13 protein-coding genes are annotated in these 14,985 nt (G+C 55.9%); 2 read left to right on the top strand and 11 right to left on the bottom strand.

Annotated features, from left to right (window positions below; all coding sequences use genetic code 11):
* Positions 1 to 16: 16 nt before the first annotated feature.
* Positions 17 to 3,643, top strand: a complete 3,627-nt coding sequence (locus HY010_16540; protein MBI3477342.1) for a hypothetical protein — start codon at positions 17 to 19, stop codon at positions 3,641 to 3,643.
* Positions 3,644 to 3,847: 204 nt separating this feature from the next.
* Here HY010_16540 and HY010_16535 read toward each other — a convergent pair whose 3' ends face one another.
* Positions 3,848 to 4,570 (bottom strand): DUF932 domain-containing protein, encoded by a 723-nt coding sequence (locus HY010_16535; GenBank protein ID MBI3477341.1) that lies wholly within the window; start codon positions 4,568 to 4,570, stop codon positions 3,848 to 3,850.
* A gap of 141 nt (positions 4,571 to 4,711) precedes the next feature.
* On the opposite strand from HY010_16535, the gene HY010_16530 reads away from it, so the two are divergent.
* Positions 4,712 to 5,767 (top strand): EamA family transporter, encoded by a 1,056-nt coding sequence (locus tag HY010_16530; GenBank protein MBI3477340.1) that lies wholly within the window; start codon positions 4,712 to 4,714, stop codon positions 5,765 to 5,767.
* Positions 5,768 to 5,994: 227 nt separating this feature from the next.
* Here HY010_16530 and HY010_16525 read toward each other — a convergent pair whose 3' ends face one another.
* From HY010_16525 to HY010_16480, 10 genes are all read right to left on the bottom strand, one after another.
* Entirely contained in the window at positions 5,995 to 8,325 is a 2,331-nt protein-coding gene (locus HY010_16525; GenBank protein MBI3477339.1) for a hypothetical protein, read from the bottom strand.
* A 277-nt stretch (positions 8,326 to 8,602) separates the two neighbouring features.
* The gene (locus tag HY010_16520; protein MBI3477338.1) at positions 8,603 to 9,274 is read right to left on the bottom strand and encodes a hypothetical protein; all 672 of its coding nucleotides are present in this window, start codon (positions 9,272 to 9,274) and stop codon (positions 8,603 to 8,605) included.
* The gene (locus tag HY010_16515) at positions 9,271 to 10,308 is read right to left on the bottom strand and encodes a class I SAM-dependent methyltransferase (GenBank protein MBI3477337.1); all 1,038 of its coding nucleotides are present in this window, start codon (positions 10,306 to 10,308) and stop codon (positions 9,271 to 9,273) included. The genes HY010_16520 and HY010_16515 overlap by 4 nt, the downstream gene beginning before the upstream one ends.
* A gap of 132 nt (positions 10,309 to 10,440) precedes the next feature.
* Positions 10,441 to 10,626, bottom strand: a complete 186-nt coding sequence (locus HY010_16510) for a hypothetical protein (protein MBI3477336.1) — start codon at positions 10,624 to 10,626, stop codon at positions 10,441 to 10,443.
* Between the two features lie 103 nt (positions 10,627 to 10,729).
* On the bottom strand, positions 10,730 to 10,927 hold the full coding sequence (locus HY010_16505) for a hypothetical protein (GenBank protein MBI3477335.1): 198 nt from the start codon (positions 10,925 to 10,927) through the stop codon (positions 10,730 to 10,732).
* Positions 10,924 to 11,496 carry a zeta toxin family protein gene (locus HY010_16500; protein MBI3477334.1) on the bottom strand — a complete coding sequence of 191 codons (573 nt, stop codon included), beginning with the start codon at positions 11,494 to 11,496 and terminating at the stop codon, positions 10,924 to 10,926. The genes HY010_16505 and HY010_16500 overlap by 4 nt, the downstream gene beginning before the upstream one ends.
* A gap of 15 nt (positions 11,497 to 11,511) precedes the next feature.
* The gene (locus HY010_16495; GenBank protein MBI3477333.1) at positions 11,512 to 12,360 is read right to left on the bottom strand and encodes a phosphatidylinositol kinase; all 849 of its coding nucleotides are present in this window, start codon (positions 12,358 to 12,360) and stop codon (positions 11,512 to 11,514) included.
* A gap of 144 nt (positions 12,361 to 12,504) precedes the next feature.
* Positions 12,505 to 13,062, bottom strand: coding sequence for a hypothetical protein (locus tag HY010_16490; GenBank protein MBI3477332.1), 558 nt, complete (start codon positions 13,060 to 13,062; stop codon positions 12,505 to 12,507).
* Positions 13,043 to 13,738: a helix-turn-helix transcriptional regulator gene (locus HY010_16485; GenBank protein ID MBI3477331.1), complete on the bottom strand. Its 696-nt coding sequence runs from the start codon at positions 13,736 to 13,738 to the stop codon at positions 13,043 to 13,045. The genes HY010_16490 and HY010_16485 overlap by 20 nt, the downstream gene beginning before the upstream one ends.
* Positions 13,739 to 13,926: 188 nt before the next feature.
* Positions 13,927 to 14,964, bottom strand: a complete 1,038-nt coding sequence (locus HY010_16480) for a hypothetical protein (protein ID MBI3477330.1) — start codon at positions 14,962 to 14,964, stop codon at positions 13,927 to 13,929.
* Positions 14,965 to 14,985 lie beyond the last annotated feature (21 nt).

Raw genomic sequence — 14,985 nt, 5'->3', positions numbered from 1 at the left:
CAAATAGGAAAACAATATGCCGCCATCACCAACCAAACTTACGATCATGTCGTTCCCTCAACACTGGGATGGAACGAAGATAAAGGCGAACATTCTCGTACTTCCCCATGAAGATCCGCTCTCCCCGTTTACGAGCGGTATCCCGGCGGGGGTAGACACGCCTTCGTTTGCCGAAGCCACACTCGCGCTCCAGGCGATGCTGATCAGTGGCACCGACAACATGCCGAGCCCGGCAGACGTTACGTCCAACGTAGCGCTTGTGACCGTGGCGCCCGCGGACGCGAAGTCTCTATTCACCCAATTGGCTGCGTCGCTGAAGATCACGAAGCCATCGAATATCGTCAATCCAGTGGATCCATCCACTTATATTCAGAAATATCTTCCCAAGAGCTACCGCAATTCCTTCGCGTTCTCGCAGCCGCGAACCGCGAATGCCAAAACCGACGATAGTTATCACTGCGCACTTAGGAAGAAAGATCCGTCATTACCAAAGCCCGTATACAGCACCGACGACATAAGTTGGGGCAAAGCTTTCGCCCTCGCGCTCCGACAACCGCTTCTCGCAACAAAACTCGGGTTTATCTACAGCGTTGATGTCGCTGTCCCTGCTGGCACTTTCGACGAAGGAGGTTGGCTGTACTTCGATTTGCAAAGTGGCAGCGACTATTACCAGCAGTTAACACTGAATCCCGATCTGATCAAGAAATACGCAGGCAAGCTGCCGTCGCTGTCCGGATCCAGATCCCTATTCGCTGCCGTGCAGTTTCCAGTTTCAAGCGCTCCTGTTGCCGGCAACTACGACGCCATCTTCATTGAGGCGGACGATTACAACGATGGATTCGCAAAGATTGTCCACAGCATGCAGCCCGTCAGCGGCAATCTCCTTCTCGAACCAGGACAGGAACAAGAAGGCCTGCCTCCTTCACGGGATTTTGGCATTCGTCTGGGCTGGGACGACGAGCAACTGCTAATTTGGCAAAACCGTCAGATGGCCGCAGACCCTGACCTCGGGACCAGACTGGATGCGCCGATGGGCGTATTTCGCCACCGCGTGGATGTGAAAGTACATGGCGAGGCGGATTCTGAGTGGTCGTCCTTGATGAAGGCCGAAGGTGACCTGGCTCTCAATGGTATCGATATCGGATCGTTTTCGGGAGAACTCGGAATCGAAGTAGCACCCACGCAACTCGACGGACAAAAGACAGGAATCTTCTGGCTTCCTTCTTACTACACACAATGGACTGGCGGTTCGTTAATCATTAAGGACGAGAAGGCGGCTAAACTCGCGAAAACGGATTCCATTCTGAAGAGGCAGCTCACAGCCGTGGACGCTGACAAAAAGCCACTTCTTTACGGAAACACTTATGACTTTCGAGTGCGCTTTCTGGACATCACCGGAGGCGGACCGGACGAGAAGGACGTCAGTGTAAACGGTGGCGATGCGCCGGTGGGTACCTGCCGCTTCCGTCGCCACATACCCCCGCAAAAAGTCGCAATTCCCCTACGAGAGAATCCGCCCGCAGACGGTTCGCAGCCAACTACCTACCCGATCTTTCGGCCACGCCTCGGCTACCCCGCACTCCTGTATACGGGCCTGGCGAACGCCTACAACCAGCTTCTGGCGGATTTTCCGATTGCCTGTACCGAGAGAAGGGAGACGGGATATTTCGATCCCGACGTTACCCACGTCAAAATCGAAGTTGAAGTTCAGGCTCCGGAAATGGACACGTTCTTGTCCTTTAATAATAAGGATCCGTTTTATAGGCTGTTCACCACAACGCGACAATTTCCCAATGACCCGACGGCGGCCCTCAACCTCCGTCTTACATTCCATGACGCTGCAGTCATCAAATTCGGAGATGATGCGGACCTGGGCGACCTTCCCCTGACCGCGAATGACGACTCCTCGCCGCTTCAGCTGCCCACCGGGCGCAACATTAGGATCCGCGTGTACGCGTTATGCAAGGAAGATCCCACGCTCGCGTATTTTGCATCCGATGATGTCAGGACGGGCAAGCCAGTCACGATCGATGTCTGGGAGGATGCAGACGATGAGCGCAACTTATTCCTGAATCAAGCCGCGACGCGGGAATTCCAGAGCATTCTGCTTCAAGCCGACCCTCCACCGTCGCCGAACCTCGCCGCTGTTATGGCCCTGGCGGGTCAACCGGAAGCGACTCCTTCCAATCTGTTCCAGCGTCTCGCGGACCAGTGCTCGCTGGATACGTCGGAAACGACACTGCTGGCGAAACCGGGACAGAGAGTCGTCTTCGGATGTTCCAACAAACTTCGGCATACGCTCTCGCCTGAACATGGAAGCATTACTTTGGCGAACAAGACGGATCTGGTGGGCGAGTGGATTACCACCCTGATCTTAGAGATCAACCGAGACTGGTCCTGGAGATCGCTCGCGAACATCAGCTTTGAAATTCGACGGGATGGCGCCGAGTTGGTTGGAACGATTGAGTTCAAGAATACGGTGTCGCTGATCGCGATCAATCAGGCCGACCGTTCGAAAACCCGGATCGTGTTCTTTGACATCGTAGATCCCAAAAGCTTTACCACAGTATTTCCGGAGCCTGTGAACGTCTCCTACACGATCACGGCGATCTTCAAATCCGATCCCGCATCGAAGGATCCAGACAAAACCTTAAGCATGACGCTCCCGGTTGCGGTACCACCGGCGCAGGTACCCAAGCCGACAGCAGCCGGCATTGCCCTGAGCGACTACATAAAAGACGACACCTACTCGACCGTGCAACCGCGCAAAAAGATACTCTGGATCGAATTTGAGGAGCCGGTGACAAATCCTGAAGATGACTATTTCGTTTTCGTTCAGGCGTATGCCCCCGATGCGTTGTTATTGGCCGGAGACGAGCCCGTGCAAGATCCCAAAGAAAACCTGCCATTCCTTCCTCCTGAGATGATCCGAGTCATCACGGAAGGTCAACCCGATGACAAGGCCGGCCTGAATGCCTGGCAACGTCTGATTCCGGCGAAAGCCAATGCTGACGGCAGCGGGGTACGGCATTTTCAAGTGCCCCTGCCTCCTGGCCTGAATGCGATTTCCGATGAACTGTTCGGATTCTTTGTGTGTGAGTTCTGCGTGGGGCACGCGCGAGTCTGGAGCACAGCTCAGGCTCGTTTCGGGAGAGCGATCCGGATCACCGGAGTGCAGCATCCGGCGCCGCAGATGAGTTGTCTGGTGGAACGAGATGATGACGGCATCTCACTGACAGCTCCGTATGCGAACCCGGTTTACAACGGTGTATCCGTAATGCCTTCTAATCCGCGCACGGAGATTTGGGGCTTGCTATATGTCCAGGTGATGCAAGCCGACGGAAAGGATTTCAGGAACATCCTGTTGGGCCGAAAGAGAATGGTTCTGGTTCGGAAAAGGGAGCACGTCCGGGTTCCCAGTTTGCCGTTGTACGGGCTATGCGGCTGGAGTGAAGCGGAAGTAGCAACCTTGCTGTTCACTTTAGGACTTCCGGAAGATTCGCCTTTAAGTGCGATGGCCGTCGAACTTTTCCCCAACTACAACCGTTCCGCAGATCCGCTCGGCACGGAGTTGGGTACGACAAGGATCTACCGGACGTCGCCGCTGGAGCCTGTGATGAGAATATGTTGCTGTCCAGCCTAGCCGGATCGTCGAGGTAGTATTTTCGCGATTGCTGAATTCCGTATTCAACAGCGGTTTGGCTACCAGCACTGAAGTGCTTCAACGATAGCCGCCAGGCTCAGTCTAGGCGTCGTGGCTGGTGGCCCGCGCCATAATGCGCCGTTACACAGAGAATGAGCGTCCCGCTCACGGGTTCTTGCTGCGTGAACGGGACGAATTAATGATTCAGCTGGATAACTCCGCGAGAAACGAACCTAGCTTGGCGGTCGCTTTGAACTGCGGAATCGGATCCAGTTCCTTGAATGCGCTGGTGAAAGCGTTCGAGAGGCTCCACATCGTACGCGGTGAGAACTCCTCATACTGTGGCTCGAAGTAGAGGCGATGCACCGGAGATAGAAGACTCCTGGGAGCTTCCAGTTCTCCCTCGACAAATGCTCGGTAGAGAATGAGCTTTGCCGTGTCATCATTGAGTTGCGTCTGTCGCCACGACTCAACTTGGCGTCGCATAGGTTCAAAGCTTCGCTGAATCCGGTCAACACCTACAGCCAACGTGTCGATCAGGTTGAAGCTCTTGGTATGCTTCGCCAGGACGGGCGTGAATTCGCCGCTGAACGCCATGTTCGAGCAAACGAATACGCGCAGGCCCGAGGTCAGCCCCAGCCGGATTGATTTGTCATGTGAGTTGCGGATGCCAATCGAGAATCGGCACCCTTCCATCTGGGTCTCAAGGTCGAGCACGCCAAACATCTTCATGCCGTCGAAAGAGACTGCATACTCTTCATTCACCACACCGATGTGGCGAAAACCGAGGGTTTCAACTAATGCCTCAACGATGACGTGATGGGGCACTGGTTTGTGGGTTAAGGTTGCTTCTGGGACGGGGATTTGTTGCAGTTCCTGCCGCCCAATTTTGGGCAGAGGGCCGGCAACAAGAGTTCCGGTATTCATGGATTCCTCCTTGGGTTGTGAGTTGGAAAGGTGTAAAGGGGATGTTGAGGGTAGAACGAAGAAACGCGCTTCCAGCGATGGTATCCGCAGATTTATCTATTGTTTCTCGGTATTCTGGTCTGCTTGGCTGAGGAAACCACGATGAAATCTGGTGTGATATACGCGTTGGCCGCGGCAACACTGTTTGGTGCGAGCACGCCCTTTGCTAAGCTGCTGGTCGGCCAGATTCCGCCAATTATCTTGGCGGGCTTGCTCTACTTGGGCAGCGGAATTGGCTTGTTGAGCTGGCTCTTGCTGCGAAGGCGGTTCATCGATCGTAGGGCGAGACAGTCGGAATCGCTTCTGACGCGTCGGGACCTCCCTTGGCTCGCCGGTGCCATCGCTGTGGGTGGAGTTGTGGGGCCGCTACTGCTCATGTACGGGCTCACGCTGACAACGGCATCGGCATCCTCACTCCTGCTCAACATGGAAGGAGTATTCACGACTCTCCTGGCATGGCTTGTGTTTCATGAGAATTATGACGTCCGGATTCTTATCGGCATGTTGCTCATCATCACTGCCGGCGTCTTGCTGTCTTGGGAGCAGGTGCCGAGGTTGGGAGTACCGTGGGGAGCAATCGCGATCGTAGGCGCCTGCTTGTGTTGGGCGATTGACAACAACCTCACATGCCGTGTGTCGGCCAGCGATGCGGTGCAGATCGCTGGCCTCAAAGGCCTGGTGGCGGGGGTGGTGAATCTATCTTTGGGGTTTGCGTTGGGCTTTCATTTGCCGAGCTGGTCGAGAGTCCTGCCGGCTGCCGTAGTAGGCTTGTGCGGCTATGGCATCAGCCTCGTGCTTTTCGTCCTCGCATTGCGCAATCTGGGGACGGCCCGTACCGGGGCGTATTTTTCGAGTGCGCCTTTTTTCGGCGCAGTGATCTCGATATTGCTCTTGCATGAGGTCCCAACTCTTCTGTTCTGGATGGCCGCAGGATTGATGGGAGTCGGCATCTGGTTTCATCTGACCGAGAAACATGTGCATGAGCATACTCACGAACCTATCCGTCACAGTCACGGTCACGTTCATGATGAGCACCATCAGCACCCGCATGACTTTCCATGGGAACAAAGCGAACCCCACACTCACGAACACGTCCATGCGCCGCTCACACATGCGCATCCTCATTATCCCGATGTTCATCATCGGCACGGCCATTAAGCGGTACTCCGAATTGCCAGCCACGCGGTGATGAGCCAACGATAACAATGCGTCCTGGAGATGTGGCCGTCGCAGCGTGGAAACGGGCTTGTCGGAAACCAAAGACGAGGTCTGGGCGAATGTTCGGAAATCCGGAAGTTGAGAACTCCGGCCCGGAATGCCGCTTCTCGTCCGAGAACCGGCGTCTCGTCGGTATTGTCCGGAAAGGCGAGGTCAACCTCTTACAGCTAACTGAAGCTGAACAGCGACGCCTGCTCAGGGACAGCGGCCCTTGCTCGCCGTCTTCTTCCTGACAGCGAATCAGGCCTCTGTCCGAACGCAACGATCGAAGTGTTGTCGAGAGCGGACTCGACAAGGCAAGCTGGGTCGAACACGTTCTCAGTTAGAATGCGTGGTGCATCGGCGGGTGGAACATCACCGTTGTTGATCGTTGGAAACAGCTTTTGATTTTCCGCGTTAAGAGCTTTCCAGATAGCATCGGCTGTTTCTCCGATTCCGTTTCGTTCGACAAGCTCGCGCGCCATCGCCGATAGCATGTCATCATCTTCATCAATGTTTTGCAGCCCTTCGCCGGCAAACTTGCCCTCCATGGTGAGCGCGACTAGGAGCTTCTTTCCCATAAGCCGCAAGCAAGCCGTCTGCATGGTGCCTTCGTAGCAAAGGAACTTCACTCGTACTGGTCGCCTCTGCCCGATTCGCCAAGACCTCCGACTGGCCTGCCTTAGCGTGTGCAGCGAGTAGCCGGACTCATAGAAGAGGATGGTTGGGAAATCCAGTAGGTCGAGACCTGTTTCCACCAGTTTGGGATGGCAGATGACCACCTGCACTCCGTCTTTAATTTGTCTCGCATACCACGCTTCTCTTTTCGAGGTATCGACACTCGCTCGCAAAACTGCCGTACGGATGCCTTCATTGCTCAGGATTCGTTCCAGCCGGGCCGTGACATCATGTTTCCGCGTGTAGACCGCAAAGACCTGGCATCGGCGTCCTTCGGCCAGTTCCTGCTTGATCTCTTGCAGGAGTCGCCGTTCCTTGGAATAGAGGGAGTCTTCAGGAAGGTCGCGGGTCTCGGCGATGACGAATGAAACCTTGCGTTTGAGTTCTGAATCGAACTCCGTGCCATACAGAGTCCCGAGTCCATATGGGTGGTCTGGATATAGCAAGAGGGTGTTGAGCATGGTACTCAACACCGACCTGTTGCCCTTGTGGGCCTTCAGCGCCTGCCGAATGTCGTCTTCCAGCTCGCGGTATGCATCGCGCATCGGCGGATCCATCGCAACGCTCAAGTAGGTCTCTTCGTAGGGCGGAAGCTCTCCCGAGATGTCCTCCAGGAAGACGAATGCACACAACTGCATCAGGAACTCTCCAAAGAGAAGAGGTGAAGCTCCCGGCTTGCGTCGAACCACCGTGCTGGTCTTGGCTTTGGAACACTTGTTATCGGCGGGTTCTACCTTCGTGATGGTTTCCAGAACTCCGTAGTCTTGCGTGAATGAACTTCGTCCTGTCGTGCCCCATTCGTATCCGTGTTCCTTCATCCGTCCGGCCTCGAGTCGGAACAATGTGTTGAACAAATCGTCCGCGTAGCCGCCCAAGAGGGTGCCGGTCAGGCCGACAATCCGATCCGAACAGGACGCCAGTGTGCCGAGAGCATTGCCTTGGGCCGTGTCGCCGGCGAGTTGATGGACTTCGTCACAAATTGCATAGTCGAACCATCCCGGCATGTAGCGCCCAATGAACTCAATCGGAGCCATGCGGCGAATCTTGTCGCCGTCGGCCTGCCAGAGTGGGCTGTGCAACAGCCTGCAAGATTTGTCCCCTCGCGATTCGATGGTCTCGGAGATCTTGAACTGCTCGAACTGGGCCGCAGTTAATCGGCCATCGTCCACAATTACTGGTTTCCCGGTGTCGGAGTTAACGACACAGCCTTGGTATGGTCCCGATCGCGGCACCGTGTAAGCGTGGCGCCAGAAGTAGCCTAGCTTGGCCCTCTCCCGCCCGACGATGAACAACGCAGGTCTGCCACACAACGACTGCCATCGGTTTCGGGAACTCGATGACTCCCGGCGCAGCCGCAGCTCACTGAGCGTTGTACGGAGGCCCTCCCGCACGATGCGCCCCTGTTTCAGCCGTACTTCGTTCACTCCATGGAATTTGTTTTCGTCACCGCCATTCCTAAGGTCGTCGATCAGGAAGACTCGTATTCCCGGCAAGGTGAAGAACGTTTCCCGCGCCCACTTTTCGACCAGGTGTGGAGGAACCATGGCTAGGGCGGTGAATGGATTTCCGTCGCTGTGGACGTGGATCGCTCCCAACGAGATCAATGTTTTGCCAGTACCGCATTCCGCGACCACCATGCCGGTCCGTGCCCGCTGCCAGCGTTTGGCGACTCCCATGATGGCGACGGTTTGCGCCGGAAAAGGTTTCCGCTGGAGTCCCGCGATACGCGGTGAAACTGGATCGTCAAATTGGTGGAGTGCTGGGTACTCCTGGAGGATGCGCTCTCCTAGGAGGGCGGCGTGACCGCGCATGTAGTCATAGATGGTGCAGAGATCGGGCATGGGTGATCCTCGTCGTTTGGAAGGTCTGCGATGGGTGAGCGCTTGAAACGAAAGGGGGGAAGAAGGAAGGGCGTTACGAAGCGACCGGCGGCATGTGCTCTCGTTCTGCCGAGATGTCGGCAAAGGTGCCGAGCAATCGGCACGCCGTCGTGCGGTGCCTAAGGCCGGCCGGAGAGGCCCCCCTCTCAAGCCTTCATGGAGCGGATCCTACGTTGAAGGCTCGGAACTCCTACCCGGCGCGACCACCATGCTACACCGAGACAGCCGTGAGAGATGGCTAAACCATCGGCACGAAGATGTCTAGAAGGCTCAGACTCGGCCATCGGATCGAACCCGTTGCTGCGGGTAACTTTATGGCCTCACTCTCAACGCCCCAGCTGAGCCAATCGAGGAACTGTTCCTTCTCCCCTTTGACCAGTACCGGATTGCATCCGATCCCAAGCGCTCGGACGACGGCCTTGTGTGAGTCCAGTTCACCGGCAAACCAGTCCGCCCATGCCGGAACCCCTGGAATTCCCTGGATGTGGGCCAGGGCTGCCCAAACGAACTGGCTGTCTGAGCCCCCCAGAAGAGTACGCCCCGAACTTCCCGATACGTTGGTGTTGGCGAGTTCTTCCGATAGTCCAATCAGGTGCCGGAGTGGTTTCTTGCGTCCGGCGAGTTGCACCGAGCCTTTGAAACACTGCGCATTCCGTTCGAGGCATACGCGGATTGGTTGCACGCCCGGCCCTTCCACCATGAACTTGTCTCCTAGCGAAATCGCGGCGCTGATGGCGGCAATCTGGGTGTCGCCGCCAATCACGGAGATGAGGTGCGCTTTGGCCTGTCGCGGAGGATCCGGGAGAACTTCTCCAATGAAGCGGTCCAAGCGCAACTTGATACTAGTTGTCGTTTTCTCCGTGCTCTTGACGTAAGTGAGCCAGCCGAAGCGAAGATGAGCGTTCTTCATTCGGACTCCTTCTTCTCGTGCGTGAGAATCTGTGTCTTGCCGTTGGCAAACACCAGTGTCAGTTCGTGAGAAAACCGTTCCCGATCATGGAGAATTCTGGTTCCATCTTCTTGCTCTTCTTCCCAATGGTCGGTGAACTTGACCGACCGCCAGTGGGCGATGTGACGCTCTTCGCCATCGCCGAATATTCCATTGAGCATTCCCGCGGTACACAGCAGCCCAACATGCCCCCCATGCAGCGGTGTGAGCGGTCGCCCTTTGACCTCTCCCAGTTTGGGAAGCAATACACGGCCGGCCTGTCGGTAGGCCGACGATTCCAGCAGCAGATCTTCCACTTCGTCCAACGGAATCCCCATGTTGGTCAGTACCACGCGTTCGGAGGCAGGAACCTCGTAACGAACATCAACAGCATCTCCCAAGGGCTCTAGATCGGCTCTTGTTGAAAGCGCTTCGAGGTATCGCACGCCATCCAATAAGGCAGTGTCTGAAAGGCGGGCATGTCGTTTGCGGCGGGTGGCTATGACAACGATTTGCTTGAATTGCACGCAAGCCGGTTCAGTGAGCCGGAACACTCTCAAGTCGGTGAAGTATTCGCTCAGCAATCGGGCGCATTTTGCTAATCGCATCTGGGGAATCACAAATAGCAGGACTCCGCCGACTTTGAGCCAACGATAGGTATGCTCCAAGAAGACGGATTCCAATCTCTGATTGTGGCTCTCCCCGGCCTCCCAGTCGTACGGAGTGTTGAGGTAGAGCACGGACACTGCTTCCGGCGGGCAGCGGACATCCATCGTGTCAGCTTGCAGGGTTTCGACTCCGAGGGCTTTCGCTTGTTCTGCTCGATTGGCGTCAACCTCTATTCCGTAACGGTTGCAGGCCACGTCCTGAAGCAAGTGAGCGAATGCCACGCCATCGCCGACGCACGGATCAAGTGCCGAGAATCGCTCCGGGAAGGTCAGCCAATTCTTCAGTCGCTTTGCCTCAGTTATCGGGAGAGGGAAAAAGCCAAGCTTGGTTTGGCCATGAGGACGCATAGGTAGACCTCCTCAGCGGGAATGTTGTTGGAGAAACGGCAGGAGGCAGTATCAAGGGAAAGTGTGCACGACAACTCGCCGTGCCGCACCACACTACGCTGGAATTGATGAATCGGAGCTTGGCGACCGAAGTTAGGCGGCGGTTTGAACTTCCTGGGATTGCTTCGGGTCAGCGTGCAGCTTCGCTTGCAAAACTTTCTTCAGGACCTCCAAGCGGTGACCCTCGGACTTCTGTTCGTACCGGAGGTGTTGCATCCTGGACTCGTGCTGTTTCGATAGAGGAAGTTCGTAACGATTGGCTTCAAAAGTGCGATTCATTGAATTCCCTCCGGAGAACTGAAGTTTAGCCTCAGGGGGCGTCGGGATCAAGCCCGCGCTAACGTCCCTACGAACGAAGAGCTTAGAGGTGAGGATGTTGATCTCATTTGGCCTGAGCCGACCTGGACAGTTTGAGAACCTCGTCGGCGGACACTTCCACCACTTTGCCGTCGCGCCAGATATAGATCGGAAATCCGAGGCGGGCGTGTTCGTCGATGGCTTTCGCCACAGCCACTTTGAACGCGATTTCTGCACGCTTCTCCAAGGGTAACCGCAGCACGTCTCTTGAAGGCTTACTCATATTGACCCGTAGCGCTCCACCAACTCACCGTAGACATCAGCTTCTATTATACGGAGCCCTGTCTTGTTCTCAAACGCAACCACCGTGGGGCTGTTGCCAGAGTTATCAAACAGGGTCCAAACGTGTGCCAGCTGGCGATAGTGAAGCAGGAAGTTTCGAATTGAGCGATCGAAACGGCGACGGATCACTGTTTCTGGCACATCATGCCCGCCTCTCAAAACTCTCTCTCTGACTCTCGACAACGCGAGATCAACACTCTTGACCCACAGGAAGAAAAGATGCACTTCATACCCTTGGGCCTTCAGACGCCGAAGGAAGCCCATATAGCTGCGTCCGGAAAGTGTCGTTTCGAAGGCAAAGGGCACTCTCTGCTTGGCAAACGACTGGACCTCGTTGAGCATCATCCTCCCCGCTCGCAAGGCGGCAGTCTCGGGAGAAAATGGCGCCATTCCTTGCGCGATTAAATCCGCATTGACGAAGTTCTTGCACTCCGCGTAATCAGGAAGAAACTCCCGCGCGAACGTGGTTTTGCCGACACCGTTCGGCCCCGCAATAATGTAAAGCTCCATGAAGTTTTCCCTATCCTACCCAATTTCGACAGCTTCGTCCCGCCTTTCGGCAGACCAGTCAATGGGTGTCGGCGAATCTGCCCAGTTTGGAAACGGGTTCCGCATGGATTCACGAAACTTGCTGATGAGTTGCCGAATCGTAGCCCGACGATGATAGAGCGCCTCCACCAACCGAAGCAGCCCGTCTCGATCTCCTTCGTACCACTCTTCCGGAATGTCGACCGCACACCGCCAAATGATGTCTGAGTCCATCTCTTCTGCTCTGGTCAAGGCCGGTTCGAAGGCATCCCATCCTGTAACATCTTCGTACACGCAGTTGTTCGCGAACACTCCTCTCAATGGATAGTCAGGAAATGTCCACTCGCCGGCATTAAAGCAATAGCCCTGGTCAATGAATGTCGCGCTGTATCGTCGGCTGCGCGCCTTTTTACGAACGTAGACTGCTTGCCGTCCATCCGCGTTGCAAACCCACTTGTCCAGGACGAGCGCTCGGGCGAAGTCTGCCACATTGCTGGCCCGCGTCAGAAGTTCTTGCGGCAAGTAATCCAATGTCATGCCGGGCGAGCCCACGTACAGCGATCCCAGTTGCTTGCCACTCCGGCACGGAATCCTCTGACCACCAAGCTGGATTCGCAGGTCTTCTGTGTTCTCGATCAGCCAGTCGGATACCTCGATGACTTCTACTCGAGGCATGGGCAGACCGAGTGTCAAACCCAACCGTGTCGCGAGCATTTCGTTGGCAAGCACTCGGATGTGTTGAGGATTGTTCTGGAACTTGGTGACATACCAATTGTCGTCAGAAGCTCGTAGCAAATGAGATTGTGCTCCCCCGCGCAGTGGACGCACGTGTTGGACTGCGGAGATGCAGGTCTCCACAAGCACCTCCTCAAGGTTTGACTGTGAGTAGTTAGGGAGAACGGGGATGGAATACAAAAACGTGGCTACGCGCGGAAAACTAAGGCGGGTCCGGGGTGCCTGCTATGGCGCAGCAATTCTCAAGAACGCTAACTACTGGGCTCTCTCTTCTTCAATGGCCTCAATCCACAGGCGGATAGTAAGGTCTTCGCGCTCGGGATTGCCGAGTTGCCAACGCAGTTCCTTCTGATATCGCTCTTTCAGCACTTCCAGGTCAAGCGGGACGGTTCGCGCCAAGTGCTTTACATCATCGCGGTCGCGCTGGATATTGCGTTCCAGCTTTGACAATGCAAGGTCGTAGGGATCCAGAGCGAAGAGTCGAAGATGCTTGAAGACTTTAGGGAATATCCCGGTCAGCCGGTCCTCGTAGTTTTCCGGCACATGGGCCACGCCCACGTGGTCAAGATAAACCTTGTACTTCTTGTGTAGCGCACCGCCCTGCATACCGAGTTCTAGCAGGGCTCGGCCAGCATCCCTCGGTGCAATTTCCAAGACGTCCAGGTCTGCCGTTGGTCGCGAAAAGCCGTACACCATGGTGACGACAAAACCTCCCATGCAGTCCAGCCTAACGTCCTCGCGCACGGCCGAATCCAATTCGCGCAGGAAGGAAAGCCATGGTTCCGGAATGCCTTTATTTGGATGCGTAGGCAAGGTGTTCTCCCTTCATGTCGGTCAGGAGATTCCAGTATGCTGCGGCGACCGAGCGATGTTCACGCAGCCACACTCTTTCAGCGTGGGTCATCGAGTCGTGGCAGAACGTATCTTCGCGCACAAGTCGGGAGCTCTCCAAGACTTCCAGGTGTTGCCGGAGCTTCTTGTCTCGTTGGCTGTCGCGCTTGTTTTGTGCCACTTCGCTCGCCAGAGAGACGGCAAATCCCAATCGGTTTTGCCGGTCACGTACCTTAGCGTTGCGAACCAGCCAATCCCAGTCCATGTCAACGTAGGTGAGGGCCAGCCACGGAAGGGCCTCGGCAACCCGGGCATCGAGGTTTGATTGGTTCAGTGCTTCCAGCAGCACTTGTGCCGGGTTCCGTCGCGCTTTCGACCGTAGGTAGGAGAACCCCGGATAACCGAGAGCCCCCAGTTCCACGCCGAAATCGCGCTTCCGGGCAGGCAATGGAATCGTCACTTCCTCGGATCGCAGCGGCAGCGCCGTAGCCGGCAGATTCAGCACCTTGAGAGCCTTACCTACGAATCGTTCGGACAGAGGACGACGCCCTTTCTCCATCATCGACAAATAGGCTTGGGTGACATCAAGCGCAACGGCAGCCTGCTCTTGAGTCCAGTTCTTCCCCACGCGTGCCTCTTTCAACATGTCACCATTCATACGGATTCTCTTCCTCTCGAAGCGCTATTGGTAATATAACATTTTATGTTATATATTTGCAGTCCCACTCTCCCATTTTGGGTGCTGCCCCTCATCCGTCAATAAGGATCCTCCTATTAAAGGATGACTGTTTATCTCATTGATAGAAAAGGTGTTGTGGTAGGCACGAAATAGGGCGGCGCTCGGGTTCAGTGGGTGCTTTCAGCCACTCGTTCGGCTTCGAGCACGACTCCCTTGAGAGTCTCCAGACTGTCCACTTGGTCGAGCGAATTGAGGCGCAAGGAGCGCAGAATGGGAACCAGTGTTCCCGGCTCAACGCTGTTCAGCGCAGCGTCCAGTCTTCGCAAGCCCCGTTCAGCCGCCTGCATTTGTTCCAACACCTTTCGCAGAACGTCGGCCTCGTGTATCTCTGTTGGATTCCAGACTCTGGCAACGGTCTTCAATAGCCCGCGATACAGCCTTCTGCCTAATGGTTCTGCCATCGCTTCAATCTGGCGAATCAACGCGCCCGATTCTTCGAGGTTTACGTCCTGCCCCTGCGAGGCTACCTCTCCACCGAAATCCCCTCTCGGGGCGGGATTCGACAACGTGGTATCGCCCGCCTGGCCAGGCTTCAAACCCTGCCGCCAGCCTTGCGGAGTTGCCCAGCCGAACAGCCTGGGAATTCTCTGGGGTCGCTTTCGCGCGTCGAGGTCGACCCACACTCCCGAGAAGTGGTACAGATACCGACCCAGGCCAAAGCAGGAGCAAGCCCGCTTGAAAGCCTGCGCTTCGGCGCTCGTACCCGCATTGTCGTCATCCGCCCACTCCTCTCCTGTCGCCGAGTGGGAGCCGAGACCAAAGATCGTCAGCTCGCATGTCACCAGGATCTTAGCGACGATCCTTTGGTCCTTGCCTCGCTCGAAGTTTGCGCTGGTATGGATGGCGTATTTCCGCGTCCAGCCCGCAGGAGTAACCAGAGCGTTGAGGCGGTCGGTGTACGCTCTCTGATCTGCATAAGGGATCACCTGGCCACGGAGCTTGTCTTTCATGGTATTGGTGACACGCCACTCGATCACTGAGGGGTCGAACGGGACTGCCAATTCTTTGAACAGTTCTTGGACCTTCTGAGAGGCAGGTGGTGACGTCGCGGGCACGTCGAGTACGTCTGCCGCCGCAAGAGGTCCTGTGGTTTGACTGGGCTGACTGACTGCAGCGCCATTTGCGCGTCCATTTGCAGGGCTCATGACTCTCTCCTGTTCGGTCTG

Source organism: Acidobacteriota bacterium, assembly GCA_016196065.1.
Taxonomy (GTDB): domain Bacteria; phylum Acidobacteriota; class Terriglobia; order Terriglobales; family Acidobacteriaceae; genus Acidiflorens.
Note: the sequence above shows the minus strand (reverse complement) of the source record. Positions and strands in the feature narration are given on the sequence as shown.